Origin of the sequence: Streptomyces sp. NPDC091280 (assembly GCF_044768565.1) — a bacterium.
Lineage (GTDB): Bacteria > Actinomycetota > Actinomycetes > Streptomycetales > Streptomycetaceae > Streptomyces.
Map to the genome: position 1 here is coordinate 66,810 of NZ_JBIVUZ010000021.1, position 22,483 is coordinate 89,292.

Annotated in this window: 26 protein-coding genes; 16 read left to right on the plus strand and 10 right to left on the minus strand. The window is 71.3% G+C overall.

What is annotated here, in order from left to right:
- Together ACIQPR_RS44380 and ACIQPR_RS44385 are read left to right on the plus strand one after the other, a co-directional pair.
- The coding region (locus ACIQPR_RS44380) for an aroma-sacti cluster domain-containing protein (RefSeq protein WP_403662042.1) at nt 1–161 on the plus strand (161 nt) is incomplete at its 5' end.
- 129 nt (nt 162–290) lie between these two features.
- Complete coding sequence (locus ACIQPR_RS44385) at nt 291–1,190, plus strand: S8 family peptidase (protein WP_403661794.1); 900 nt, start codon at nt 291–293, stop codon at nt 1,188–1,190.
- Nucleotides 1,191–1,215: 25 nt separating this feature from the next.
- Here ACIQPR_RS44385 and ACIQPR_RS44390 read toward each other — a convergent pair whose 3' ends face one another.
- Together ACIQPR_RS44390 and ACIQPR_RS44395 are read right to left on the minus strand one after the other, a co-directional pair.
- A complete protein-coding gene (locus tag ACIQPR_RS44390; RefSeq protein ID WP_403661797.1) occupies nt 1,216–1,503 on the minus strand; it encodes a hypothetical protein in 288 nt (95 codons plus the stop codon).
- Nucleotides 1,504–1,510: 7 nt separating this feature from the next.
- Entirely contained in the window at nt 1,511–1,969 is a 459-nt protein-coding gene (locus tag ACIQPR_RS44395; protein WP_403661800.1) for a hypothetical protein, read from the minus strand.
- A gap of 282 nt (nt 1,970–2,251) precedes the next feature.
- Here ACIQPR_RS44395 and ACIQPR_RS44400 point away from each other — a divergent pair, with 282 nt between their 5' ends.
- The 3 genes from ACIQPR_RS44400 (at nt 2,252) to ACIQPR_RS44410 (ending at nt 7,528) form a co-directional block, all read left to right on the plus strand.
- Nucleotides 2,252–2,698, plus strand: a complete 447-nt coding sequence (locus ACIQPR_RS44400) for a DUF3052 domain-containing protein (protein WP_403661803.1) — start codon at nt 2,252–2,254, stop codon at nt 2,696–2,698.
- A 106-nt stretch (nt 2,699–2,804) separates the two neighbouring features.
- On the plus strand, nt 2,805–3,698 hold the full coding sequence (locus tag ACIQPR_RS44405) for a glycosyltransferase family 2 protein (protein WP_403661806.1): 894 nt from the start codon (nt 2,805–2,807) through the stop codon (nt 3,696–3,698).
- Nucleotides 3,699–4,120: 422 nt separating this feature from the next.
- Entirely contained in the window at nt 4,121–7,528 is a 3,408-nt protein-coding gene (locus tag ACIQPR_RS44410; RefSeq protein ID WP_403661808.1) for a BTAD domain-containing putative transcriptional regulator, read from the plus strand.
- A gap of 22 nt (nt 7,529–7,550) precedes the next feature.
- On the opposite strand, the gene ACIQPR_RS44415 is transcribed toward ACIQPR_RS44410, so the two are convergent.
- Nucleotides 7,551–9,242 (minus strand): bifunctional 3'-5' exonuclease/DNA polymerase, encoded by a 1,692-nt coding sequence (locus ACIQPR_RS44415; protein ID WP_403661811.1) that lies wholly within the window; start codon nt 9,240–9,242, stop codon nt 7,551–7,553.
- Nucleotides 9,243–9,485: 243 nt separating this feature from the next.
- Between ACIQPR_RS44415 and ACIQPR_RS44420 the strand changes: the two genes are divergently transcribed.
- Nucleotides 9,486–9,824 (plus strand): Uma2 family endonuclease, encoded by a 339-nt coding sequence (locus ACIQPR_RS44420; protein WP_403661813.1) that lies wholly within the window; start codon nt 9,486–9,488, stop codon nt 9,822–9,824.
- 41 nt (nt 9,825–9,865) lie between these two features.
- On the opposite strand, the gene ACIQPR_RS44425 is transcribed toward ACIQPR_RS44420, so the two are convergent.
- Nucleotides 9,866–10,582 carry a Clp protease N-terminal domain-containing protein gene (locus ACIQPR_RS44425; protein WP_403661815.1) on the minus strand — a complete coding sequence of 239 codons (717 nt, stop codon included), beginning with the start codon at nt 10,580–10,582 and terminating at the stop codon, nt 9,866–9,868.
- Nucleotides 10,583–10,811: 229 nt separating this feature from the next.
- On the opposite strand from ACIQPR_RS44425, the gene ACIQPR_RS44430 reads away from it, so the two are divergent.
- Nucleotides 10,812–11,924, plus strand: a complete 1,113-nt coding sequence (locus ACIQPR_RS44430; protein ID WP_403661818.1) for a DUF2786 domain-containing protein — start codon at nt 10,812–10,814, stop codon at nt 11,922–11,924.
- A 12-nt stretch (nt 11,925–11,936) separates the two neighbouring features.
- On the opposite strand, the gene ACIQPR_RS44435 is transcribed toward ACIQPR_RS44430, so the two are convergent.
- From ACIQPR_RS44435 to rpmB, 4 genes are all read right to left on the minus strand, one after another.
- Entirely contained in the window at nt 11,937–12,458 is a 522-nt protein-coding gene (locus tag ACIQPR_RS44435; RefSeq protein WP_403661821.1) for a DUF4232 domain-containing protein, read from the minus strand.
- A gap of 370 nt (nt 12,459–12,828) precedes the next feature.
- Nucleotides 12,829–13,338 carry a hypothetical protein gene (locus ACIQPR_RS44440; protein ID WP_403661823.1) on the minus strand — a complete coding sequence of 170 codons (510 nt, stop codon included), beginning with the start codon at nt 13,336–13,338 and terminating at the stop codon, nt 12,829–12,831.
- Between the two features lie 74 nt (nt 13,339–13,412).
- Nucleotides 13,413–13,718, minus strand: coding sequence for a 30S ribosomal protein S14 (gene rpsN, locus ACIQPR_RS44445; protein WP_403661826.1), 306 nt, complete (start codon nt 13,716–13,718; stop codon nt 13,413–13,415).
- Nucleotides 13,718–13,954 carry a 50S ribosomal protein L28 gene (gene rpmB / locus ACIQPR_RS44450; protein WP_403661829.1) on the minus strand — a complete coding sequence of 79 codons (237 nt, stop codon included), beginning with the start codon at nt 13,952–13,954 and terminating at the stop codon, nt 13,718–13,720. The genes rpsN and rpmB overlap by 1 nt, the downstream gene beginning before the upstream one ends.
- Nucleotides 13,955–14,037: 83 nt before the next feature.
- Between rpmB and rpmG the strand changes: the two genes are divergently transcribed.
- From rpmG to ACIQPR_RS44475, 5 genes are all read left to right on the plus strand, one after another.
- Entirely contained in the window at nt 14,038–14,202 is a 165-nt protein-coding gene (gene rpmG / locus ACIQPR_RS44455) for a 50S ribosomal protein L33 (protein ID WP_030361075.1), read from the plus strand.
- A 5-nt stretch (nt 14,203–14,207) separates the two neighbouring features.
- A complete protein-coding gene (locus ACIQPR_RS44460) occupies nt 14,208–14,456 on the plus strand; it encodes a type B 50S ribosomal protein L31 (protein ID WP_403661833.1) in 249 nt (82 codons plus the stop codon).
- A 2-nt stretch (nt 14,457–14,458) separates the two neighbouring features.
- Nucleotides 14,459–15,589 carry a CobW family GTP-binding protein gene (locus ACIQPR_RS44465; protein ID WP_403661836.1) on the plus strand — a complete coding sequence of 377 codons (1,131 nt, stop codon included), beginning with the start codon at nt 14,459–14,461 and terminating at the stop codon, nt 15,587–15,589.
- Nucleotides 15,590–15,591: 2 nt separating this feature from the next.
- Nucleotides 15,592–15,825, plus strand: a complete 234-nt coding sequence (gene rpsR / locus ACIQPR_RS44470; RefSeq protein WP_019070238.1) for a 30S ribosomal protein S18 — start codon at nt 15,592–15,594, stop codon at nt 15,823–15,825.
- A 290-nt stretch (nt 15,826–16,115) separates the two neighbouring features.
- Nucleotides 16,116–16,334, plus strand: coding sequence for a DUF397 domain-containing protein (locus ACIQPR_RS44475; protein WP_051105974.1), 219 nt, complete (start codon nt 16,116–16,118; stop codon nt 16,332–16,334).
- A 66-nt stretch (nt 16,335–16,400) separates the two neighbouring features.
- On the opposite strand, the gene ACIQPR_RS44480 is transcribed toward ACIQPR_RS44475, so the two are convergent.
- The gene (locus tag ACIQPR_RS44480) at nt 16,401–16,913 is read right to left on the minus strand and encodes an ATP-binding protein (RefSeq protein WP_403661840.1); all 513 of its coding nucleotides are present in this window, start codon (nt 16,911–16,913) and stop codon (nt 16,401–16,403) included.
- A 354-nt stretch (nt 16,914–17,267) separates the two neighbouring features.
- On the opposite strand from ACIQPR_RS44480, the gene ACIQPR_RS44485 reads away from it, so the two are divergent.
- The 4 genes from ACIQPR_RS44485 (at nt 17,268) to ACIQPR_RS44500 (ending at nt 20,977) form a co-directional block, all read left to right on the plus strand.
- On the plus strand, nt 17,268–18,092 hold the full coding sequence (locus ACIQPR_RS44485) for a helix-turn-helix domain-containing protein (RefSeq protein WP_403662045.1): 825 nt from the start codon (nt 17,268–17,270) through the stop codon (nt 18,090–18,092).
- 102 nt (nt 18,093–18,194) lie between these two features.
- Entirely contained in the window at nt 18,195–19,655 is a 1,461-nt protein-coding gene (locus tag ACIQPR_RS44490; RefSeq protein ID WP_403661843.1) for an aldehyde dehydrogenase family protein, read from the plus strand.
- Nucleotides 19,656–19,764: 109 nt separating this feature from the next.
- Nucleotides 19,765–20,310, plus strand: coding sequence for a DinB family protein (locus tag ACIQPR_RS44495; protein ID WP_403661846.1), 546 nt, complete (start codon nt 19,765–19,767; stop codon nt 20,308–20,310).
- 25 nt (nt 20,311–20,335) lie between these two features.
- Nucleotides 20,336–20,977 carry a PadR family transcriptional regulator gene (locus ACIQPR_RS44500; RefSeq protein WP_403661849.1) on the plus strand — a complete coding sequence of 214 codons (642 nt, stop codon included), beginning with the start codon at nt 20,336–20,338 and terminating at the stop codon, nt 20,975–20,977.
- A gap of 71 nt (nt 20,978–21,048) precedes the next feature.
- On the opposite strand, the gene ACIQPR_RS44505 is transcribed toward ACIQPR_RS44500, so the two are convergent.
- A complete protein-coding gene (locus ACIQPR_RS44505) occupies nt 21,049–22,455 on the minus strand; it encodes a glutamate decarboxylase (RefSeq protein ID WP_403661852.1) in 1,407 nt (468 codons plus the stop codon).
- Nucleotides 22,456–22,483: the final 28 nt, after the last annotated feature.

A 22,483-nucleotide genomic window follows, 5' to 3' on the forward strand; every position in this document is an offset into this window, starting at 1 on the left:
CGAAGGGCCACGACCTCGGGCACGCGACCGAGGCGCAGCTGAGCGCGATCGCGACCCTGTCCGAGGCGGAGGTGGCCGTCCTCAACTCCCTCAAGGACCGTCTGGAGGGCGAGGTCACCGCCCACCAGGAGGACGTGGCCGTCGGCGTTCTCGTCTGGTAGCCGACACCCCGGCCGAGCCAGGGTGAACGCAATCACCGTCGGCCGTGCCGTCCACAAGACGGCACGGCCGGCTTCACACACCGCTGTGCCGGGCGGCCCGGCAGGCGTTCGGCAGGAGGCACGCACGAGATGACGACCTCGCAGTACCGACGCCCCCGGACCGGCGAACTGTCCTGGCGGGCCACCGATCTCATGGAGGCGGACGAGAGTCTTCGTACGGCCTGGCCGTGGTCGGTATCGGTACCGGCGCAGGCGCAGGCGCAGGCGCAGGCGCAGGTGTCGGCGTCGGCACCGGCGTTGGCGGTGCGGGACCTCGACGGGGCCACCGGCGCGGGGGTGCGTGTCTGTGTCCTGGACAGTGGGGTCCAGCCGGACCATCCCCTGGTGGGCGAACTGTCCGCGGCCCACGCGGTGGCCGCCGGTCCGGACGGCCGGCCCGCCGTCGTCGAGGACGACTTCGGCGACGCGCACGGCCACGGCACCGCGTGCGCGGGCCTCGTCCGGTCACTGGCGCCCGAGTGCGAACTGACGAGTCTGCGGGTGCTGGGTGCCGAGTCCTCCTGCACGGGGGAGACCCTGCTCGCCGGGCTGGGCTGGGCGGTCGAGCAGGGCTTCGACGTCGTCAACGTCAGCCTGTCCACCACCAAGACGGAACTGCGGGACGCCCTGCACGACCTCGCGGACCGGGCGTACTTCGGCGGCACCGTGCTGGTGGCCGCCGCGAGCAACCGCCGTATCGAGAGTTTCCCGTGGCGCTTCTCCTCGGTCCTCTCGGTCGGCAGCCACGACCTCCCCGACCCGCGCCGCATCCTCTACAACCCCAGGCCGCCGGTGGAGTTCTTCGCCCGCGGCACGAACGTCCTCGCACCCTGGGCGGGGGGCACCACCCGAGTCTGCGCCGGCAACAGCTTCGCGGCGGCCCACGTGACGGGCCTCTGCGCCCAACTCCTGTCCCAGCACCCGGGCTTGACTCCGTTCCAGGTCAAGAGCGTGCTGCATCTCATGGCGGCGAATGTGGTTGTCGGGTGACGGGGGAGCGCGCTCGCACCGCCGGTCACATGCGCTCGGCTTCCGTATCTCCTTCCGCTTTCTCTTTCGCTTCCGTTTCTTCCTTCGTCTTGGCCGTTCTGCCGATCCAGGACCGGCAGCACCATTGGGCGAGTCCGCCCACACCGAGGGACACGAGGATCGCTCCCCAGTCGATGACGTGCGGCAGTCCGGGGAAGAACGCGAAAAAGGCGAGCGCGGCGAGAAGGCCCGAGAGGAACGCGGCGACACCGGCTCGGCGCCGCCGTGTTTTCCAGGCCTGTTCCGGTTGTTGGTCCTTGTTCTGCTCGATCATGAACAACTCACCTCGTGATGTTGTGACACTGGCTCACGCGACGCGCTCCGCCGACGTAGAGGCGGGCGCACGCCTTTCCGTAACGAGGCAGTGTCTGGGGGGAGTTGTTGCGCATCGGGTCGATCTTGCATTCGTTGTGCGTCGCGCCGCGGGACGTGCGGTAGGTCCGGTTGTCGGTGTCGGCATAGGTGAAGTCGATACGCCAGTTGCAGAAGCCGCTGCTCAACGCGCCGACGAATGCGCAGTCGACGCCGGCGTTCTGGTAGCTGATCTTCCGGCCGCCACCTCGGATGATGTGCGTGAACACGCAGCCCGTCGGAATCTTCATCGTCATACCGCCGACGCTGTATTCGAAGGTACGCACGGGAGTTGATCCGATCGCCCCCGCTTGAGCCCCGGTCGACATGGTGAGGACGAGAGCTCCCGCCGTCGCCAGAGTCGTGGTGAGGCGGCTGACGTACTGCATGACCAAGGCAGTCCCTTTCCGGTGATCTCTTGATGAGTACCTGGGACAACCGTGACCTGTAGCGGTCAGTTACAGGATTACTGGTCGATTCACCGCCGTGTGTGATCAGCGAACGACCGGCTGACCGGAAGAAGCGTTCATCCTCCATCCGCAAGACCACGCCGGACAGCGACTCGTACGACATCACGCGCCGAAGTCACGTATACAGGCACGAAGCAGCAGAGAAGCGAAGCAACGGCAGCGACGGCAGCAGCGGGCACCGCCCGTTACGGAGGTCACGGCATGGGTAACTCCAGTGCGGCGGGCGGGGGTTACTCCGCCACTCCGCTCGCCCGGAAGATCGGCGTCAAGCCGGGGCACCGGGTCGGCCTGAGGTGCGCGCCCGAGGGGTGGGGGATCCCCGGGCTGCCCGACGGCTGCGAGGTCGCCGACGGTGGTCCGCGGGACGTGGACGTCACCGTTGCCTTCTACCAGGAGCGGAAGGAACTGGACGCGGAGGCCGCGGAACTCGTCCTCGGTCTCGCCGACACGGCCATGCTCTGGATCGCCTGGCCGCGCAAGGCCGCAGGTCACGTCAGCGACATCACCGAGAACGGTCTCCGTGACCTCTTCCTGCCCCTGGGGGTGGTGGACGTGAAGGTCGCCGCGCTGGGCGAGGACTGGTCGGGGCTGAAGTTCGTGCGGCGGAGGGAAAACCGGCAAAGCCCCAACAAAGGTCCCGCAAAATGAACTTGAGTCGTAGCCACCCGCCGACGTAAGGCAACATCTTGGTGAACGGCGAGTGTTGCGCGGTCGGAGCGCGGGCATCGCCGGATGGCCGGATGGAGTGAGGGACGTGGTGGAACCGAGGATCGCCGTCGCCGTGGTGACCATGGGGAACCGGCCCGCCGAGGTCGACGCGCTCCTCGAATCCGTGGCCAAGCAGGACCTCCCGCCGACCCGCATCGTGATCGTCGGGAACGGCTGCCGGCTCCCCGAGTTCGCCGCCCGGCTCTCCCTGCCCGGCGAGGTCACCACCATCGACGTCGAGGAGAACCTCGGCTGCCCGGGCGGACGCAACGTGGGCCTGGCCCGGCTGCGGGACTTCGGGGACGTGGACGTCGTGGTCGAACTCGACGACGACGGACTCCTCGTCGACGCCGACGTGCTGCGCCGCGTCCGCGACCTGTACGCGGCCGAACCCCGCCTCGGCATCGTCGGGTTCCGGATCGCGGACGAGCACGGCGAGACCCAGCGCCGCCATGTGCCGCGCGTCGGCGCGGGCGACCCGATGCGGGGCGGCTACGTCACCGGGTTCCTCGGCGGCGGCCACGCGCTCAACATGGCGATGCTCGCCGAGACGGGGGACTGGCCGGCCGAGTTCTTCTTCGCGCACGAGGAGACCGACCTCGCCTGGCGGGCCGCCGACGCCGGCTGGCACATCCGCTACGTCCCCGAACTCCTCCTCCAGCACCCCAAGACCTCGCCCGCCCGGCACGCCATCTACCACCGCGTCACCGCCCGCAACCGGGTCTGGCTGGTCCGGCGCCGGCTGCCGCTCGCGCTGATCCCGGTGCACCTGGGCGTGTGGACGCTGCTCACCCTCGTACGGACCCGCTCGCTCGGCGGACTGCGGGCGTGGTTCGGCGGCTTCGCGGAGGGGCTGCGCGAACCGGCCGGGGAGCGGCGTCCCATGCGCTGGCGGACGGTGTGGCGGCTGACGCGACTGGGCCGCCCGCCCGTGATCTGACCTGTGGTCCGAGCAGGTTGGTGGTCCGCGGACATGATGGACGAGGGCCCCGGTCGTTCACCTCCGCCGACCGGGACCCTCTCGCGTCCCCGGACCCGGCCGCGACGGCGACACTCCCCCGAGCTGCGCGTCGCACGCGCGCACCGTCGGGCCAGCTCCGATGAAGTGATCACATCAGGTCGCGCCAACGAATCGCTAACATGTGGCCAACGGTGCGCCCGAGGCCCCGGGGACGGATGGCCTGAAGTCACCGCGCGGCAGCGGGAGAGGGCGGGTACGGTAGCGGATCCCGGCCCTCGACGACCGGGACAGCCTGGCGGGAAACCGCCGGACACCGGGCGGCAATCCGCCAAGGACGGCGGACCACTCCGCCGCGGAGCCACGGCCGCCAGGGCCGTGCGGAAGGGCGACGGGTCGGCGTGATGCGGTGCGAGCTGCGGTTCGGACTGCTGGGCACGACTGTCCTCTACGGCCCCGACGGCGACCTCGTGCGCACCATCGGCGGCACCAAGGTGCGCGTCCTGCTCGCCGCGCTGCTCCTCGAACCGGGCCGGGTCGTCTCCGTCGACGCGCTCAAGGACGCCCTGTGGGGCGGCTCGCCACCGGCCTCCGCGCACGCCTCCCTGCACAACCACGTGACCCGGCTGCGCCGCCTGCTCGACCACCCGGACCGGCTGCGCGCGATCCCGCCGGGCTACCGACTCCGCGTCGAAGAGGGCGAGTTGGACGTCCACGTCTTCGAGTCCCACGTCGCCGCGGCCCGCGCGGCCCACGCCGACCGGGACTGGCCCCGGACCGTCCGCGCCGGCACGGCGGCCCTCGCGCTGTGGCGCGGCACCCCGCTCAGCGGCCTGCCCGCCGACCTCGGCGGCTACGCCTTCGCCCAACGCCTCACCGAGGCCCGCCTCCTCGCCCTCGAATGGCGCTACGACGCGGAGCTGGCCCTGGGCGGTGCCCGACTCGGCGCGATCGTCCCGGAGTTGGCCGCGCTGGTCGCCGACCATCCCCTCCGGGAGGGCTACCACCGCCAGTTGATGCTCGCCCTCCACCGCACCGGCCGCCAGCCCGAGGCCCTGGCCGTCCACCGCGACCTGCGCAACCGCCTGATCGAGGAACTCGGCATCGAGCCGGGACCGACGGTACGGCAGGCGCATGTGGAGGTACTGCGGGTAGTCGCCGAGACCCGGGAGGACCGGGACCCCGGCCCCATCCGGGCCGGCGAAGGTCCCGTACGAGTCGGCGGAGGTCCCGTACGGGCCGGCGGAGGCTCCGTACGGGCCGACGCAGGTCCCGTACGGGGCGGCGGAAACCCTGTCGGTGTCGCCGGAGGTCCGTCCGAGGCCGGTGGGCACCCCGCCACGACTGACGGAGACCCTGCCGCGACCGGCGGAGGCCCCGTCACGACTGACGGAGACCCGGTCACGACCGGCGGACGCCCCGCCGCGGCCGACCGGCCGGACACCTCCGCCACCACATCTGCCACACCTGCCACATCCGGCACGACCGCCGCACCCGCTTCCCATTCACCTCCGTCACCCCACGCGCTCCTCTCGTCCCGTACACCCCGGCCACCCCAGTCCCCCCATTCGCCACCGCCACCGTCCCCACCCCGCCCCGCCCAACTCCCGCCCCCTCCCGCCCACTTCACCGGCCGCGAGGACACCCTCGAAGCCCTGCGCGGCACCCTCGCGCGCGGCCCTTCCACGGGCCCTTCCGCGGTGGTCGGCCCGCACCCCCTGGTCGTCATCAGCGGCATGGCCGGCGTGGGCAAGAGCGCCCTCGCGCTGCACACCGCCCACGCGCTGCGGGAGCACTTCCCGGACGGGCAGTTGTACGTGAACCTGCACGGCGCCACCCCGGGCATGACCCCCCTCACCGCCGGGCAGGCCCTCCACGCGCTGCTGCGCGACCTCGGCGCCGAGCCCCGGCACATCCCCGAACACCCGGACGCCGCAGCCGCGTTGCTCCGCTCCCTGCTGGCCCCCACCCGCACGCTGATGCTGTTGGACGACGCCGCGAACGCCGCCCAGATACGGCCGTTGCTGCCGGCGGGCAGCGGTTGCGCGGTCATCGTCACCAGCCGCTCCCCGCTGACCGCCCTCGACGGCGCCCGCCGCTTCCCGCTCGCGCCGCTGTCCGGGGAGGACAGCGCGGCACTGCTGCGCGCGGTGTCGGGACGGGACGGTCTCGACGCGGCCCACCCCCTCGTGGAACTCACCGGCCGCCTCCCGCTCGCGCTGCGCGTGGTCGCCGCCCGCCTGGCCGCCCGCAAGGCGCTCACCCCGGGCGTCCTGGCCGGTCAACTGGCCGCCACCGAAAGCCGATTGCCCCACTTGGAGTACGACGACCTCAGCGTCCGCCGCTCCCTGGCGGTGGCCCACGACGCCCTCGCCGCCTCCAGCCGTGAGACCGACCGCGACGCGGCCCGCGCCCTGCGCCACATCGGCGCCCTGGACCTCCCGACCTACGGCGCCCCGCTGCTCGCCCGCCTCTCCGCCACCGACGCACACCGCACCGAGGCCGCCCTCGACCGCCTGGTCGACGTGGCCCTCCTGGAGGAGACCGCGTACGGCCGCTACGCCCCGCACGACCTGATCCGCGACTTCGCCCGCGAACTGGCACGAAAGGAGGGGGAGTCGGAAGGGCAGGGTGACCTCGGCGATCCAGACCGAGACCGAGACCGAGACCTGGATCTTGACCTTGCCCTCTCCTGGTACGCCGCCGTCGCCGAACGCGCGCTCGCCGCGATCGTCGAACCGGGGCTCGATCTGGAGGACCGGCGGCGGCCGACCGCTGCTCAGCCGCCGGAGCACGCGGTGGCGGTGGAGGCCGTCGTTCCCTTCCCGGACTCTCAAGCGGCTTTCGCCTGGGGGGACTTGGAGATCGAGAACGTCGTGGCGCTCGTCAGGCGCTGCGGCGCCAGTCCCGACCGGTGTCGGACCGCTCGTGTCTCGACCCTCGTCCGGCTGCTCTTTCCGTATGCGCTGCGGGGCGGGAGGGTCGCCGAGATGGAGGTGCTCGGGCGGGTCGGGCTGGACGCGGCGCGGCGGCTCGGGGACGCGGCGGCGGAGGCGTACGCGCTGGGGGATCTCGCCGGGCTGCACTTCCTCACCGGGCGGCACAGCGAGGCGCTGGACCTCAACGACCGTGCGCTGGCGATCTGGTGGCGGCTCGACGCGACCTCCTGGATCCGGCGGTGCCTCAACAACCGCGGGCTCCTGCTCGAAGGCCTGGGCCGGCACGCCGAGTCGGGGGTGGCGCTGCGCCAGAGCCTCGCGTACTCACGGCAGTTGGACGACCCGTACGGCGAGGCCGTGACCTACAGCCATCTCGGCAACCTGTACGAGCACACCGACCCGCGCGCCGCCATCGAGCAGCACCGGCGTTCGCTGGCCATCGGTGTGCGGATCGGCGCGGTGATCGTGCGGCACTCCGCGCACTGCAACATCGGCTACGCCCACCTCGCCCTCGGTGAACCGGCCGCCGCCCTGCCGCACTTCGAGGAGAGCCTGCGTGTCCTCGGCGACCTCGGCGACTGGCACGGCGAGTCGCAGACCCGGCTCGGGCTGGTCCGGGCGCTGCGGCTGCTCGGCCGTACCGAGGTCGCCCGTGTCGAGTGCGGGGAACTGCTGCGCCGCGCCGACGCCCGCGCCGACCGCTACATGGGCGGCCTCGCCCGGCACCAACTCGGCCTGTTGCTGCGGGAACAGGGCCGCGCCGAGGAGGCGTACGAGGAGTGGCGGGCGGCGCTGGCCGCGCTCGACGGGACGGACGAGAAGGCGGTCGTGGCGGAGCTGGGCGAGTTGTTGTCGCAGGGTGACGCGCGTTGACCGCGGCCGTGGTGGTGGTCCTTCACTTGGCGTCCGCGTAGCACTCCACGACCGCGACGGTGAACGGGAAGCGGACCGGTGTCTCCCCGAAGGTCAGCCGTCCGGCGAGGTCGGCCGCCTCCCGTATCGCGGCCGTCACGGTCTCGGCCTCCTCCTTCGGGCAGTGCACGATCACCTCGTCGTGCTGGAAGAAGACCAGTTCGGCCGCGAGCCCCGCGCAGGACCGGCGGAGCGCGGCGAGCATCAGCAGTGCCCAGTCGGCGGCGCTGCCCTGGACGACGAAGTTGCGGGCGAAGCGGCCCCGGGCGCGGGAGTTGGTGGAGGCGTAGCCCGGCACCCAGCCCTGGTCGGCGGGGGTGGCCGCGGGTTCGTCCTGCGGGATGCCCGCCTCCTCCGCCGCGTCCTCGCCGCCGGCCACCGGCGGGCAGGTCCGGCCCAGCCAGGTCCGTACGAGCCGCCCCTCCTCGCCGGCCCGCGCGGCCTCGTCGACGTAGGCGACCGCCTTGGGGAACCGGCGGCGCAGCGCGGCGAGGTTCTTGAGGCCGTCGCCGGAGGTCTGGCCGTAGACCGCGCCGAGCACCGCGATCTTGGCCTGGTCGCGGTCGCCGGAGAAGGCGCGGTCGGAGACGGACTGGTAGAGGTCGGTGGGGCGGCCGGCCACCTCCATCAGCCCGGGGTCGCGGGAGATCGCGGCGAGCACCCGGGGCTCCATCTGGTCGGCGTCGGCGACGACGAGCCGCCAGCCCGGGTCGGCGACCACCGCCCGGCGGATGACCTTGGGGATCTGGAGGCCGCCCCCGCCGTTGGTGACCCAGCGCCCGGTGACGGTCCCGCCGGCCAGGAACTCGGGCCGGAACCGTCCCTCCCGCACCCAGTCCTGCAACCAGGACCAGCCGTGCGCGACCCAGATCCGGTACAGCCTCTTGTACTCCAGCAGCGGCTTCACCGCCGGATGGTCCAGGGACTGGATCTCCCAGCGCCGGGTCGACCTGACCTTGATCCCGGCCTGCCCGAAGGCCTTGACGACGTCGGCGGGCAGGTCCGGCCGCACCCGTCTCCCGAACGCGGCCGACACCTCGTCCGCCAGCTCGGCGAGCCGCCGCGGCTCGCCCCCGCCCGCGTACCGCTCGCCCAGCAGCTCGTGCAGCAGTTCGCGGTGCACGTCGGCGCTCCACGGCAGGCCCGCCCGGTTCATCTCGGCGGCGACCAGCATGCCCGCCGACTCGGAGGCGGTGAGCAGCCGCATCCGGTCGGGGTGCGCGGTGCCGTCGTGCCGCCGCTGCTGCTCGGCGTACACGGCGAGGAGGTCGGTGAGGGGGAGACGGACGCTGCGCGGTTCGAAGAGCGAGGACTGCGAGCCGGGTTCGGCGGCCCGCTGCGGCGGATCGGGCGGTACGGGTCCGCCGCGCAGCCGGGCCAGCGCGGCGGCGGCCGACCGCGGCTCGCCGTGCCGCCCCTCGTACCCGAGCAGCAGGGTCTCGGCGTCCTCCACGTCGTAGCACCGCTCCACCCGCACCCCCGCGGCGAGCAGCGCGGGATACACCTCGGCGGTGGACCGCCACACCCATCGGGTCACGTCGGGCCGGCCGCGCACGGCCCCGACGAGGTCCGGCTCCCAGCGCACGGCCCCCGGGCCGGGCAGCCCGTCCGGACCGAGGGCGGCGACCTCGACACCACCGCCCTCGGCCGGGGCCAGTGCCCAGCGATCGGTCATGTTCGCGAGTGTGGCACGCGGGTCTGACAGTGGCCCCGACCTGCGCGGACCGGTTCGCGCGTCCGGTGTCCCCGAGCGAAGAAGCGTCACGCGCACACTCGTACGAGTGACGTATCGCGCGATCGTGGACGGCCCTCTCGCCTACGCTGACAGGGTCGCTCCGTACGAAGGAGGTCCGCCGTGGCACTGACCGCCCCTGAGCGTCGACCGAGTCCTCATCCGATCCCGACGGAGGAGAGGCGCGTGGACGCGTCGGTGGAGGCCGCCTTCGAGGCGTTCGACGCTGCCGCCCCGGAGGGCAGTTTCGCCGACGACCGGCGCTACCACGATCCCGCGCCGGTCGTCCTCGTCGGCGAGGTGACCTCCGAGTCCACGGCCGTCAACGACCGCGGGCCCAAACTCCGCGGCTACGCCCGTGCGGGCATCCCCTGCTACCTGCTGATCGACCGCGAGGCCGGGACGGTCATCGTCTACAGCGAGCCGTCCGAGGGCCGCTACACGCGGGCCGCCGAGATCGAGATCTCCAAGACCGTGGCGCTGCCGGAGCCGCTCGGCTTCGACCTCGACACCAGCCGGTTCTGACCCGGGTGGCGCGGAGCGGTACGAGCGCCACGAGCGGTACGTCAGCCCTGGAGCCGGTTCAGCAGTTCGGCGATGTGCCGTTCGGACGTGGGCTTGTCGATGCCCAGGCCGTTGAGCAGGCCCTCGCCGTTCTCGTGCTCCAGGAGAGCGAGCAGGATGTGTTCGGTGCCGATGTAGTTGTGGCCGAGGCGCAGGGCCTCGCGGAAGGTGAGTTCGAGGACCTTCTTGGCGTCGGGGCCGTACGGCACGAGTTCGGGGGCATCGTCGGACGCGGCCGGGAGCGCCGCGGTGGCCGCCTCGCGGACCGCGCCGAGGGGGACGCCCTGCGCGACGATCGCCTTGGCGGCGAGGGCCTCGGGTTCGGCGAGCAGGCCGAGGACGAGGTGTGCGGGGAGTCCTTCGGTGTTGCCGGCTCCCTTGGCCGTTTCGTGGGCGGCCATCACCACGTTGCGGGCCCGGACGGTGTACCGGCTGAACCCCTGGCTCAGGTCGAGGTCGGCGGACTCCTTGGCGACGAACCGCTTCTGCGCGGCCTGCCGGGTGACGCCCATGCTCCTGCCGATGTCGGTCCAGGAGGCGCCGGAACGCCGGGCCTGGTCCACGAAGTGTCCGATCAGGTGGTCGGCCACGTCTCCCAGGTGGTCGGCGGCGATCACCGCGTCCTGGAGCTGGTCGAGCGGCGCGGGGTGGACCTTCTTGATGGCCGCGATGAGGTCGTCGAGACGTACGGATGAGGTGACGTTCGGGTCGGTCGTCATGTGTCAACCGTAGGTTGACAGTGCGTGGGCGTCAACCCCCGGTTGACAGCGGGAAGGTGGCGCGACGGTGTCCCGCCGTTCACCGCCGTCCGCGCGCGACGCCCCCAACACCCGTGAATCGGTGCGGAGTTGGTTGTCCACAGGGTGTGGACGGACCGGACGCCCCACCAAGAAGTGCCGTAGCGCTTCCGGGTCCCCCCTCCCCGCCGCGCCATGACACGATCGACGGGTGAGCAGCACGACCGGCACCGTCGAGCGCGCCTTCGAGGCGGCGCTCTACACCGACACCCACGACGCCCTCGACACGGGCGCCTCGATCCTCGCCGCCGACCCCGCGGCCGACGCCGAACTCGACCGGCGCGGGCGGGAGTTCGTGGCGGCGGCCTGGCGGCGCGGGTGGCAGCCGGCGGATGTCGTACGGCTGGTGCGGCGGGAGCTGGACGACGTACACGTACGACTGGTGTCCGAACTGATCCGGGCGCAGGCACCCGACGACCGGGCGCGCGGCCCGCGCTGGTCCGCGCAGCTGGACGGACTGGCCGCCGCGCCGGCCGCCCGCGCCGACCGTTTCACGTACGCCACCGCCGTGCTGGAGCTGTACCGGCTGCTGCTGCGGCTGCCCGGCCTCGAACCCCTGGACGAGCCGGGACGGCGGCGCGACGCCGAGCGGCCCGCGTCCCGCATGCTCACCCGGATCCGCGCGCTGCTCGCCAAGGCGGAGGCGACCGGGTTCCCGGAGGAGGCGGAGGCGCTGAGCGCCAAGGCGCAGGAGCTGATGGCGCGGCACAGCATCGACGAGGCGCTGCTCGACGCCCAGGCGCCCGCGAAGGACGCGCCCGGCGCGTGCCGGATCGGGGTCGAGGCGCCGTACGAGCAGGCGAAGGCGGTGCTGCTGGACGCGGTCGCCGGGGCGAACCACTGCCGGGCCGTGTGGAACGAGGCCTTCGGGTTCTCGACCGTCGTCGGCTTCGAGGGCGATCTGGAGGTGGTCGAGCTGCTGTACACCTCGCTGCTGGTGCAGGCCACCACCGCGATGACGAAGGCGGAGGCGGCCCAGCGCGCGGGCGGGCGGCGCCGCACGAAGTCCTTCCGGCAGTCGTTCCTCGCGGCCTACGCCCACCGGATCGGGACCCGGCTGGCCGAGGCCGCCGGGACGCAGGTGACCGACGATCTGCTGCCGGTCCTCGCGACCCGCGAGGTCGCGGTCACCGACCGCGTCGACGCGATGTTCCCGGAGACGACCACGACCCGGCTGCGCGGGGTCGGCGACGAGGCGGGCTGGACGCAGGGCGCACAGGCGGCGGACCGGGCCCGGGTCGGGGCCCGGCCGCGGCTGGACTGACGGGGGCGGCCGTCAGTCGCCGGCCTGGGTGAAGGCGCTGACCGAGGCCTCCGAGTCGCTCGCGGAACCCTTGCCCTGGACGGGGCCGTAGGACCACTTGTAGCTCGCGCTGTCGCTGCTGCCGGGCAGGGTGACGACCAGCTTGGTGGCGGCCAGGCTCAGCTTGTCGCCCGCCTTGCCGCGGACGTAGGTGACGGTGAAGGACGCCGCGTCGCCCTTGGCGAGCTTCAGCTTCTGGGCCTTCGCGCCCTTCTGGGTGGAGAGGGCGACCTTGGTGCCGCCACCCTCCAGGGTGGCGCCGGCGAAGCCGTCCAGGGTGCACGGCTTGCTCTGGTTGGTGAGCGAGACGGGCACCTCGCCCGTGTCGCCGGCGGACGGGGCGGTGCTGGCGGGACCGACCTGGACGGCGACTCCGTCGAAGGAGCAGGCCGAGCCGTTCTTGCCGTCGGAGGACGAGGACGAGCCACTGCCGCCGCACGCGGTCAGGAGCAGGGCCGACGCGACGGCGGTGACGGCGAGGGAAATGGTGCGCATGAGGGGATCATCCCGCACCCGCCACCCCTCCGCCGCCACGACCGGACCGCGCGGGGGCGGGTCCGACTTCTCCGGTCCGACATTCCCGGTCGGCATTTCCCGTCGCCGCGCGGCGGGCGGCCGGGTGACGACGGGTCCTCGCCCGCTGCGGCGAACGAGGGTGTCTTCCGCGCCCTTCAAGTAGTGGGGGAGCGCCTTGGCGCCGCCCGGCGGGCGGGGATCGCCGGGCTGGCGGGAATTGCCGGGCTGGCGGGAACCGCCGGGCGCGCCCCAGGCCGTGTCCGCAATTCCCGTCGTTCGCCCGGAGGGCGGGCCCGCCGGGTGTCGTGAGGCGGGCGGGGCCTCGCGGACCGGGCCTCGCGGACAGGGCCTACGACCCGAGGCCCGCCGTGGGCAGGCCCGACGGGAGTTTTCCGCCCTCCGCCTTGGTGTACGTCTCCTTACCGAGACTGCCCGACCAGGTGACCGAGAGGCCCGACCCGCTGACGGAGTCGACCATTCCGGTCGCTCGGGCCGTGCTCTTGTCCGTGCACTTGAGGTGGATCATCCGCATGCCCGCCTCCTCGCCCGCGGTCCCGCTGCAGACGCTCCCGCCGGTGGTGAACAGGGCGGCCTGCTTGCCGGTGACCACCAGCGCCACCGCCTTGCCGTCGGTGGTGGCGAGCCAGCTGCCCTGCAACTCGTCGGCGGCGGCCGACGGGCTGCTGCCGGTGGCACCCCCGGAGGTCGTGGCCGGGGCCGAGGTCGCGGACGCGCTCGGCGTGGCCGAGGAGTCGTCCTTGGAGTCGCCGCTGCACGCGGTCAGGACGAGTGCGCCCGCCAGACCGGCGGCGGTCGCCGCGATCCGTACCGTCGACACCGTCGGAATCGCCGTAGTCACTGGTAGCTCCCAAGCTGTAGCCGGACGGTCGTCCGGTCGGCCTTGGCCGGACGACCGCAGCAAGCTACCAGGGGCTACCAGGAGGATTTGCGGACGCCGGGTAGGTATCCGCTGTGAGCCTGCCCGCGCAGGTTCACCCGGGACAGTCCGAACGCGCGGAAGTAGCCGCGGGGGCGCCCGTCGACCTGGTCGCGGTTGCGCACCCGGGTGGCGCTGGCGTCACGCGGCTGGGCGCGCAACTCCCGCTGGGCGGCGAGGCGTTCGGCCTCGGTCGAGCCGGGCCGCCGGATGATCTCCTTCAGCTCGGCCCGTCGTGCCGCGTACCGCGCGACGGTCTCGCGGCGCCGCTCGTTCTTCGCGATCTTGCTCTTCTTGGCCATCAGATCCGCACCCCTCGGGCACGGATGCGGGCCACGGCCGCCTCGACGCCGATCGCGTCGACGGTCTTGATGGCCTTGGCGCTCAGCCGCAGCCGTACGTAACGGCCCTCGCCGGGCAGCCAGTAGCGCTTGGACTGGATGTTCGGGTCGAAGCGGCGCGAGGTGCGCCGGTGGGAGTGGGAGATGCGGTTGCCGAAGCCGGGCCGGGCGCCGGTCAGCATGCAGTGGGCGGACACGGGTGACGTACCTCTCCTCGATGGTCGCGGGATCGACCGAAGCCGATGATGCTAATGGAAGTCATTTTCAGTAAGGTATCAGCATGGCTCGCAACGAACTCCGCCCGGTCATCAAGCTCCGGTCCACCGCCGGCACCGGCTACACCTACGTGACCCGCAAGAACCGCCGCAACGACCCCGACCGCCTGACCCTGCGCAAGTACGACCCGGTCGCCGGCCGCCACGTCGACTTCCGAGAGGAGCGCTGACCGACATGCGCGAGAACATCCACCCGCCCTACGGCCCTGTCGTCTTCCGCGACCGGGCCGCGCGGCACGCCTTCCTCACCCGCTCGACGATGACGAGCGAGAAGACCATCGAGTGGGAGGACGGCCGGACCTACCCGGTGATCGACGTCGAGATCTCGAACGTCAGCCACCCCTTCTACACCGGCACCGCCCGCGTCCTGGACACGGCCGGCCGCGTGGAGCGCTTCGAGCGCCGGTACGGGAAGCGGGACTGACCGTGCCCGACCTCTCCGTCGTGATCGTCGGCGGCCTGCACGCCGACGCCCGCAGAGCGACCGTCGCCCAGCTCCTGCACGACGTCCCCGACAGCGTCGTACTCCACCACGACCTCGCCACGGCAGCCGCCGGCACGGTCGTCCGCACCATCCGGGACGCCACGGGCATCGTCGCCGCGGGCGAGGCCCCGCTCGTCAACGACTGCGCGTGCTGCGCCCTGCGCGAGGACCTGGTCCCGGAACTGCGCAGGCTCGCGGCGGCCGGTGAAGTCCGCCTGGCGATCGTCGAGTTGTGGGACTCCGTCGAGCCCAAGGCGATGGCCGAGGTGGTGGTCGCCGGCGGCCTCACGGTCACCGGTGTCATCACCGCCGTGGAGCCCGCCCTGCTGCTGCCCTGCCTCGGCAACGGCGACGACCTCGCCGACATCGGCCTCGCCGCGGCGGCCACGGACCAGCGCACGGTGGCCGACACCTTCGCCCGCCAGCTGGAGTACGCCCCAGTCCTCGCGATCCTCGACTCGCAGGAGGCGGACGACGAAGACCGGGAACTGCTGGGGCAGTTGCATCCGACCGCCCTGCAAATACCGCTCGGGGAAGGTGACTTGGCGTCCGCCGCGCTCGCCGGGTTCGACCTGGAGGCCGCCGCCGCGGCGCAGCATCCCGCCTGTGCGCTGCTTCCCGTCGAGGCCGACGCGTGCGGGGTGAGCACGTTCGTCTGGCACCGGTGCCGGCCCTTCCACCCGGAGCGGCTGTACGCGGCGCTTGAGGAGCTGACCTGCGCGGCGGCCCGCAGCCGGGGCCGGTTCTGGCTCGCGGACAAGCCCGACGCGCTGCTGCACTGGGACGCGGCCGGCGGTGCCCTGTGCGTGGAGGGCGCGGGGCCGTGGCTGGCCTCGTTGCCCGACGCCGCCTGGGAGTTGGTGTCGCCGACGCGCCGTGCCGCCGCCGCGCTCGACTGGCACCCGGAGCACGGCGACCGCTGCCAGCACCTCGTCTTCACGTCCCCGGGCCTCGACCGCGACGGCCTCGAACGGCTCCTGGAGCACTGCCTGTTGACCGACACCGAGTACGCGGCGGGCCGCACCGCGTGGAAACGCCTGCCGCCCGCCTTCGACACCCTCCTGGAGATCTGACCGTGCCCCGCAAGCCCGAACGCAAGACCGCCAAGTCCCGCCGCAATCCGCTGGACGCGGCCGGAGTGACGTACATCGACTACAAGGACACCGACCTGCTGCGGAAGTTCGTCTCCGACCGCGGCAAGATCCGCAGTCGCCGCGTCACGGGTGTGAACGCCCAGCAGCAAAGGCAGTTGGCCGCCGCGATCAAGAACGCCCGGGAGATGGCATTGTTGCCGTACGCGACCCGATAGCCCTCCCGCTCCCGGAACACGAGAGCCCCCGTGCGCGTCTTCACTAGTACATGTCCTTCGAGGACCGGGGCAGACGCTGGAACGGCATCGGTAAAGCGGTCGTCAAAGCTGTAACCGGATCAGCACCCCGCGTGCACGTGCATCTGCTCATGCATCTGCACATGAACAGGGCTATGATCCGGAACAGTTGACCACTGCATCAATGGCCACACCAGCCAGTGCACAACCGGGAGCGACCTGTGGACCACCGCGTTGACAGCGTGTACTTGGGGTTCGACGTGTACAACGGCATGGCTGCCACGCAGCTGGACGGAGTGGCCTGGCAGAAGAGCAGGCACAGCAACTCGCAGGGTTCCTGCGTGGAGTTCGCGCGGCTGCCCGGCGGCGATGTCGCGGTGCGCAACTCCCGCTTCCCCGACGGTCCCGCGCTCGTCTACACGCGCGCCGAGATCGAGGCGATGCTCCTGGGCATCAAGGACGGCGAGTTCGACCACCTGATAGCGGGATAGCGGTCACCGCAGGCCATCGGGACGACAACGCGCGTAGAACCGCGGCGCCGGAAAGCGCCGCGGTTCTCATGTGTCGTTGTGCGGACGGTCCGGCTGGAGCCGGAACAGCGCCCAGACCACCTTGCCGCTGAGCGTGCCCGCCAGCGGGTGCCAGCCCCAGCCGTCGCTGAAGGAGTCGACGAGGAACAGACCGCGGCCCGACTCCGCCGAGAAGTCCTCCGAGTCGCAGGCCGCGGGACTGTCGTGACTGGGGTCGCGCACCGCGCACACCAGCCGCTCGGTCCACCGCATCAGATGCAGCCGCACGGGCGGACCCTGCTCGACGGCGCGCGGGGTGTTGGCCGGCAGCGCGTGCCGCAGCGCGTTGGTGACCAGCTCGGAGACCACCAGGCAGACGTCGTCGAAACGGTCGCCTATGTCCCACTGGTCGAGCGTGCGGCGGGTGAACTGCCGTGCCTCGCGCACCGCTTCGTAGCGGGCGGGCAGTGAACACGACGCGGCGCTGGACACGGCCGAGGGGTCCAGCGGCGGAAGGCCCTGCCGTAACGGCTTGAGCATGGTCGATCCATTCGTCCCCATGCGAGGCACTCCCGGGAATTCGCGGTCGTTGCGATGCAGCGGTGGCGCGAGACCATGGTTTCGGATGCGTACAGCAGATGCAAGGGCAGATGCACGTGCAGCTGACCGAATTGGACCCTCCCGTACCGCTTGTTGGCCATTTTTTCCGCCAACTTCACGCCGTTCTCGCGCTCTGGCCTTGCTTCTTCCTGACTCCTTCCTGACGGCTTCCTGTGAACAGGAGCCTCTTCTTTCCATTTCTGTAATCGAACGAGTACTGCTCGAAGTGTTTTAGTGGCAGACTGCGGCCCCTGAAGACGGTTGGGGAGGCTGGCGAACGTGAGCGCGGGAGAGCCCGGATCGGTGGTGCGGCGGATGCTGCTCGGCTCGCAACTCAGGCGGCTGCGGGAAGCACGTGGGATCACTCGCGAGGCCGCGGGGTACTCGATCCGTGCCTCCGAGTCCAAGATCAGTCGCATGGAGCTGGGGCGAGTGAGCTTCAAGACGCGGGATGTCGAGGACCTGTTGACGCTGTACGGCATCACGGACGAGGCGGAGCGCATCTCGCTCCTCTCCCTCGCGAAGGAGGCCAACGTCGCGGGCTGGTGGCACAGTTACTCCGACGTCCTGCCCAGTTGGTTCCCCACCTATGTCGGCCTGGAGGGCGCCGCCTCGCTCATCCGCGCCTACGAGGTGCAGTTCGTGCACGGACTCCTCCAGACCGAGGCCTACGCCCGCGCGGTCGTCCGGCGCGGCATGAAGGGCGCCGGCGAGGCCGACGTGGAACGGCGCGTGGCACTGCGCCTGGAGCGGCAGAAGTACCTGGTGAACGAGAACGCCCCGGACTTCCACATCGTCCTGGACGAGGCCGCCCTGCGCCGCCCCTACGGCGACCGCGAGGTGATGCGCGGTCAGCTCCAGCACCTGATCGACATCTCCGAACACCCCAACGTCCGGCTCCAGATCATGCCGTTCGGCTTCGGCGGCCACTCCGGCGAGTCCGGCGCCTTCACCATCCTCTCCTTCCCGGAGTCCGACCTCTCCGACGTCGTCTACCTGGAGCAGCTCACCAGCGCGCTGTACCTCGACAAGGCCGAGGACGTCGCCCAGTACGAGAAGGCGCTCAAGGAGCTCCAGCAGGACAGCCCGGGCCCGGACGAGAGCCGGGATCTTCTCCGGGGACTGCTCCAACTCTCTTGAAACACAAGTACGATGACGTGTGATCAGACCGTGATGATCGTGATGATCGCGATGCCTCGGGTCTGCTGTTGATCGTGTCTGCTAGCGATTGAGGGATCACACATGTCGTCCTACTTCACCGACCTGGCTCAGCAGTACATCGACGGTGAATGGCGCCCGGGCACCGGCTCCTGGGACATCATCGACTTCAACCCGTACGACGGCGAGAAGCTGGCGTCGATCACGATAGCCACGGTCGACGAGGTCGACGAGGCGTACCGGTCAGCCGCCCGCGCCCAGAAGAAGTGGGCCGAGACCAACCCCTATGCCCGCCGTGCGGTGTTCGAGAAGGCACTGCGGCTCATCGAGGACCGCGAGCAGGAGATCGCCGAGGTGATCATCGCCGAACTCGGCGGCACGCACCTCAAGGCCGGCTTCGAACTGCACCTCGCCAAGGAGTTCCTGCGCGAGGCGATCCACCTCGCGCTGCGCCCCCAGGGCCGGATCATCCCCTCGCCGGTCGACGGCAAGGAGAATCGCGTCTACAGCGTCCCGGTGGGCGTCGTAGGTGTGATCAGCCCGTTCAACTTCCCCTTCCTGCTCTCCCTCAAGTCGGTTGCCCCCGCACTGGCGTTGGGCAACGGCGTGGTCCTCAAGCCGCACCAGAACACGCCGATCGTCGGCGGCTCCCTGGTCGCGAAGCTCTTCGAGGACGCGGGTCTGCCGGGCGGCCTGCTGAACGTCGTCATCACCGACATCGCGGAGATCGGCGACGCGTTCATCGAGCACCCGATCCCGAAGGTCATCTCCTTCACCGGCTCCGACAAGGTCGGCCGCCACGTCGCGACCGTCTGCGCCGCGCAGTTCAAGCGCTCGGTCCTCGAACTCGGCGGCAACAGCGCCCTCGTGGTCCTCGACGACGCCGACCTCGACTACGCGGTCGACGCGGCGGTCTTCAGCCGCTACGTCCACCAGGGCCAGGTCTGCATGGCCGCGAACCGGGTCCTGGTCGACCGCGCGGTCGCCCCCGAGTTCACCGAGAAGTTCGTCGCCAAGGTCAAGTCCCTCAAGGTCGGCGACCCGCGCGACCCGCAGACCGTGATCGGCCCGGTCATCAACTCCTCGCAGGCGGACGCCCTTTCGGGCGTCGTCGAGCAGGCCATCGCGGAGGGCGCGACGGCCCTCGTCCACGGCGAGACCACCGACAACCTGGTCGCGCCCTCGGTCCTCACCGGCCTGCCCGCCGACTCGGAACTGCTCCGCCAGGAGGTCTTCGGCCCGATCGCCTTCCTCATCCCGTTCGACGGCGAGGAGGAGGCGGTGAGCATCGTCAACGACACCCCCTACGGCCTGAGCGGTGCCGTCCACACCGGTGACATCGAGCGGGGCGTCAACTTCGCCAAGCAGATCGACACCGGCATGTTCCACGTCAACGACGGCACCGTCCACGACGAGCCGATCGTCCCCTTCGGCGGCGAGAAGTCCTCCGGCGTGGGCCGCCTCAACGGCGAGTCGATGCTGGACGCGTTCACCAGCCTGAAGTGGATCTCGGTGCAGCACGGCCGGAGCGGTTTCCCGTTCTGATGCCCGCCCCGCTGTGAGCCCCCGGGCCCTTTAGGACGCGATCTGTCCTAAAGGGCCCGTAGCTTCGTCGGTGTCAGCAAGTGCACGACCCGATGAAAGGCGGCCCGTCATGGTCACTCACGTTCCCGCAGAGGCGCCCGGCGACGAGCGCGGCGCACTGCTCGCCTTCGCCGAGGCCCAGCGCGGCGGACTGCGGCGCGCGGTGCTCGGCCTGAGCGACGAACAGGCGGCGCGGAAGCCGAGCGCCAGCGAGCTGTCCCTCTCGGGGCTGGTCAAGCACGTCGCCGAGTGCGAACTCAACTGGCTCCGGCTGGCCCAGCGGAAGCCCAACGAACGGGCGCGCACCCAGGAGACCTGGCAGGACGGCTTCCGCCTGGACCAGGACGAGACCCTGGCCGGGGTGCTCGCGTTCTGGGACGGCGTGGCGCGCGAGACCGAGGAGTTCGTCCGGTCCGTCGGATCGATGGACGACACCTTCCCGCTGCCCGAGGCGCCCTGGTTCCCCAAGGGCGAGGTGTCGATGCGGTGGCTCGTGCTGCACCTGGTCGAGGAGTTCGCCCGGCACGCCGGCCACGCCGACATCATCCGCGAGTCCCTGGACGGCGCCACCGCGTTCGAACTGGTCGCGAAGGAACAGGGCAGCAGCTGGGGCTGACCTGGACACGACCTACGCTGGGCCCATGTCAGCGATCCGTCTCCTCGTGCTCGGCGCGGTCCGCCAGCACGGGCGGGCCCACGGCTACCAGGTGCGCAACGACCTCGAATACTGGGGCGCGCACGAGTGGTCCAACGCCAAGCCCGGCTCGATCTACCACGCGCTCAAGCAACTGGCCAAGCAGGGCCTGCTGTACGCCCACGAGATCGCGCCGTCCACGGCCGGCGGGCCGCCCCGCATCGAGTACGAGATCACCGACCGGGGCACGGAGGAGTTCTTCCGGCTGCTGCGGGAGGCGCTGACGTCCTACGACCAGCGGATGGACGTGAAGTCCGCCGCCATCGGCTTCCTCGTCGAACTGCCGAGGGCCGAGGCGGTGGCTCTGCTGGAGGAGCGCACCCGGGGCATCGCCGCGTGGCGGGCCTCGGTCACTGAGCACTACATCCCCGAGGGCGGGCCCGAACAGCTGGGCCACATCGGCGAGATCATGAACCTCTGGGTCCACACGTCCGACGCCGAGTCCGCGTGGACCCAGGGGCTGATCGACCGCGTCGCGGCCGGGGCGTACACCTTCGCGGGGGAGGGCGCGCCGTTCGTCGGCGTCCTGAAGGACGGCGAGGAGAACCCGTACGCGACGGGGGAGCCGCATCCTGGGGATGCCCACTGACCGGGTGTGAGCGATGCCCCGGGTGCGGCGTTGCCTCCCGGCCCCCTTCGGGTCGTACGCGGGTGCCGGCCTCAGTGGTGGAAGCCCGTTGCCGCTCCCTTGTCGCCGGTCAACGGGTAGGGCTGGTTGCGTAGTTGGGGGAGGAGCTGTGTCAGGTCGTTCAGGAAGAGTTCGGCCAGGTCCGCGGTGAAGCCGTTGCGGCAGACGACGCGGAGGACCGAGAGGTCCTCGCGGTTGGCCGGGAAGGTGTAGGCCGGGACCAGCCAGCCGCGCTCGCGGAGGCGGCGGGACACGTCGAAGACGTCGTAGGCCTTGATGTCGGAGGCCGTGGTGAAGGCGAAGACCGGCAACTCGTCGCCCCGGGTGAGGAGTCGGAAGTCGCCGAGGGCTTCGATGCGGTCCGCCAGGCCGCGGGCCACGGTGCGGGTGCACTGCTGCACCGCGCGGTATCCCTCGCGGCCCAGGCGCAGGAACGTGTAGTACTGGGCCACCACTTGGGCGCCGGGGCGGGAGAAGTTCAGGGCGAAGGTCGGCATGTCGCCGCCCAAGTAGTTGACGCGGAAGACCAGTTCCTCCGGGAGGGCCTCCTTGTCGCGCCACAGGGCCCAGCCGACGCCCGGGTAGACCAGGCCGTACTTGTGGCCCGAGGTGTTGATCGAGGCCACGCGCGGGAGGCGGAAGTCCCAGATCAGGTCCTCGTCCAGGAAGGGGGCGACCATGGCGCCGGACGCGCCGTCCACATGGACCGGGATGTCGAGGCCCGTGCGCTCCTGGAGGGCGTCGAGGGCCGCGCACAGGTCGGCGATCGGTTCGTAGGAGCCGTCGAAGGTGGAGCCGAGGATGCCGACGACGCCGATCGTGTTCTCGTCGCAGAGGTCGGCCGCCGCCTGCGGGTCGAGGTGGAAGCGGTCGCCCTCCATGGGGACCTGGCGGGCCTCGACCTCCCAGAAGTTGCAGAACTTCTCCCAGCAGACCTGGACGTTGACACCCATCACCAGGTTCGGGCGGGCGGCCGGGTAGCGGTCCTTGTTGCGCTGCGTCCAGCGGCGCTTCAGGGCCATGCCGGCGAGCATGCAGGCCTCGCTGGAGCCGGTCGTCGAACAGCCCATGGCCGCGGCCGGGTCCGGTGCGTGCCAGAGGTCCGCGAGCATGGCCACGCAGCGTTTCTCCAGCTCCGCCGTGCGTGGGTACTCGTCCTTGTCGATCATGTTCTTGTCCCGGCACTCCGCCATCAGGAGGCCGGCTTCCGGCTCCATCCAGGTGGTGACGAACGTCGCCAGGTTCAGGCGGGAGTTGCCGTCCAGCATCAGCTCGTCGTGCACGAGCTGAGCCGCCGTCATCGGGGAGAGCGGTGCGTCCGGGAGCCGGTGCTTGGGGGGTGCCTCGGTCATGCCGCCGACCGGATTGGCCTCCCCGTAGAAGGGGTTCACCGACATGGGGCGTTCGTCGGGTTGCTCGGGACCTTTGTGCAACGGCATGTGCGGGCCTCCTGCGGAAAGGGTCAAA